3 protein-coding genes are annotated in these 3,154 nt (G+C 36.0%); 1 reads left to right on the top strand and 2 read right to left on the bottom strand.

Going from position 1 to position 3,154, the window contains the following annotated elements:
* Both GSA01S_RS09800 and efp read right to left on the bottom strand, forming a co-directional pair.
* On the bottom strand, positions 1–971 hold a 971-nt coding region (locus tag GSA01S_RS09800), incomplete at its 3' end, for a Gfo/Idh/MocA family oxidoreductase (protein ID WP_066127104.1).
* A gap of 83 nt (positions 972–1,054) precedes the next feature.
* A complete protein-coding gene (efp, locus tag GSA01S_RS09795; protein WP_066127099.1) occupies positions 1,055–1,618 on the bottom strand; it encodes an elongation factor P in 564 nt (187 codons plus the stop codon).
* A gap of 149 nt (positions 1,619–1,767) precedes the next feature.
* On the opposite strand from efp, the gene GSA01S_RS09790 reads away from it, so the two are divergent.
* Entirely contained in the window at positions 1,768–2,946 is a 1,179-nt protein-coding gene (locus tag GSA01S_RS09790) for an aminotransferase class I/II-fold pyridoxal phosphate-dependent enzyme (protein ID WP_066127094.1), read from the top strand.
* Positions 2,947–3,154 lie beyond the last annotated feature (208 nt).

The raw sequence follows: 3,154 nt of genomic DNA, 5'->3' as shown, positions 1-3,154 counted from the left end.
TGATAAAGGGTCTCATCATCCGAAACCGTTTTGGGAGCGCCATTAACGATGGTGTCATACAAATTTTGATAGAAACGACTATAGTCTCCCACCTCAGACACCACTTTTTCTTCATGGTAATTCCCTTTAGAATCTATATAAGTCAACGTCCCATAATCCTCCGGTAAATCTAAACCGAAGTCTGGATTATCAGGCATATAAAAATGTTTCAGATGTTCTTCCTGCCGGTCTTTTTTCTCTTTAATAAACATCCCTTTAGTACCGTAAACCACAAAACTAGGACGTGTTTTAATTCTAAAATAACTTGATTTGACCGATACTTTCGATTTACCGTAATAAAGGTCGATATCAAAATAATCATTCATTCGATTAGGCCCAAGTAATTGTCTCACATCAAAATGAATATGATCGGCTTTGCCAAAATGAGCAATCACCTGATCCAGAGTGTGACAAGCGTGACCATATAAATAACTTTGTTCAACCTTAAATTCATGAACATTTTCCGGTATTTCAGGTCTAAAATAATCAAAATGCATTTCTAACTCTAAAACATCCCCCAACTTGCCACTTTCAATCACTTTAAGTGTCGTTAAATAGTCAGAATCAAAGCGTCTATTTTGAAAGGCTTGCAACATCAGCCCTTTTGCTTCGGCTAATTGAAAAAGTTCTCTTGCTTCGTTCGCTGTATGGGTGAACGGCTTTTCTACTAAAGCATGTTTACCAGCTTCCAAAACTAATTTAGCAAAATGATAATGCGAATCTGAATAAGTGGTGATGACAATTAAGTCAATTTCTGGATCTTGTAATATTTCATCTAAATCCGTCGTATAATGAATATCTTCAAAGGTTTGCCATTTCGGTTGACTACGATGATAAATCGACTTAATACGAATGCCCTCTACTTTTCTAGCAATAGGCAAGTGATAACGATTAGTACTCTTACCATTTCCGATATATCCAATGGTTAACATTTCCAGTCCTCCTATTAAAAAAAGCGATGCAAAATAGAATTTCTTTTTCTATTTTACATCAGCCTCCTGATTTATTTAATTAATTATTTTTGTGCACGACGCATATAAGTACCTTCAGAGGTATTAATTTCTAACGCTTCTCCTGTTTCAATAAAGTCTGGTACGTTAACCACTAAACCTGTCTCCATCGTTGCTGGTTTGCCAGATCCTGTAACAGTGGCACCTTTAATTGAAGGTTGTGTCTCAGCTACTGTTAATACAACTGTTGTTGGTAATTCAACACCGATTACTTCAGAACCATAAAATTGGATTTTAGCTTCCATATTTTCTAATAGATATTTCAATTCATTTTCAATCGTTGATGTTTGAATTTCGTATTGTTCATATGTTTCTAAGTCCATGAAGGTTGCAACATCACCCATGCTATATAAGTATTGAACTTCTTTTGTTTCAAGATAAGCACGCTCAAATTTTTCGTCCGGACGGAAGGTTGTGTCATAAGTGGCACCTGAACGTACGTCACGTAATTTCATACGCATAACTGTGTTACCTTTACCAGGTTTATGGTGACTCGCTTCTAGTACGCGGATTAATTTGCCATCTTGAACGAATGTCATACCCGCTCTTAAATCTACTGCAGAAATCATCTTTAAACTTCTCCTTTATTTATCAATCTTTCACTCGTACATTATAACATAAAGATGAATTTTTTCCACATAATTCTAGTATCTTTAGTATCAATCATAAATGTGTTACAATAATACCAAATTAAATTTTAATGAGAGAAGTGAAGATTATGAATTTGTTTGAAAACCGCTTTAATGAAGACGTTGAAAAAATTGGAATATCGGCCATCCGTGAATTTGATGAACTATGTAATCAAATTGAAGGCATTATCAAATTGACTTTAGGTGAGCCAGATTTTACGACACCTGGCCATATTAAAGAAGTTGGTAAACTAGCGATTGATAACAATGCGACTCGCTATACTCATGCCTCTGGCGTTTTAGAATTAAGACAAGCTGCATGCCAATGGTTAAATGATAAATATCAATTGAATTATACGCCAGAAGAAACCATTGTTACTCATGGTGCCACTGAAGGTTTGTCAATAGCCTTTAAAGCGATTCTTAATCCTGGTGATAAAGTACTAATCCCTTCACCTTTTTTCACCTTATACCAATCAATGATTATCTTATATGGCGGTATTCCGGTTCATATTAACACCGAACCAAATCAATTTGTGCTTTCTCCAGAATTGTTGGAACAAGCATTAGCCGAACATGGTGACGACGTGAAAGCCATTGTCTTAAACTACCCAACCAATCCTACAGGCATCACTTGGGACGATGAAGAAGCGCAAGCAATCGCCAATATTTTAAAAGATAAGCCAATTTTCATCGTCAGTGATGAAGTATATAGTGAATTTGTTTACGGAGATAAACATGTTTCCATCGCAACTTATCTACCAGAACAAACAATCGTTGTACAGTCATTATCTAAATCCCATTCGATGACCGGATGGCGAGTTGGATTTAACTTTGCTCCACTGATGATTACCAATCAAATGAATAAAGTTCACCAAAACTATATCACCAACGCAACGAGTATCTCACAACATGCCGGTATTGCTGCCCTAACCGATGGTAAAGATGATGCCCTAATCATGAAAGAAGCCTATATTAAACGACGCGATTATATTTATGAACGCATGACCAAAATGGGATTTGAAATTATTAAACCAAATGGTGCTTTTTACTTATTCGCTAAAATCCCTGCCGGTTATCCTCAAGACAGCTTTGAATTCGGTAGAGAACTGGCGACGAAAGCACAGGTTGCGTTAATTCCAGGTTCAGCATTTGGAACGGGTGGCGAAAATTACGTCCGCTTAAGTTATGCTGCAAGCGACGACATTATTGCTGAAGCAATGGACCGGATGGAAAAATTTATGAAAGAATACCCCACACAAAACTAATTAAATCTATCTAGCTCATACAGTTATAATATCCGCGGCATCATTAAACTCTTGGTATTTTACTGCAAACACGACTAAATAACTAAAAAGACTCATAAATAAACAAGGAACATCTCAATATTTTGAAAAGTTCCTTGTTTTTATATTTGAATGACAATATGATGAGATGGGCAAAAACTTTTTAAATTCTGTTCAGGCATATCTGTTT

It is taken from the genome of Globicatella sanguinis NBRC 15551 (assembly GCF_001552295.1).
Lineage (GTDB): Bacteria > Bacillota > Bacilli > Lactobacillales > Aerococcaceae > Globicatella > Globicatella sanguinis.
This window is presented reverse-complemented; position numbering and strand designations above follow the sequence as displayed.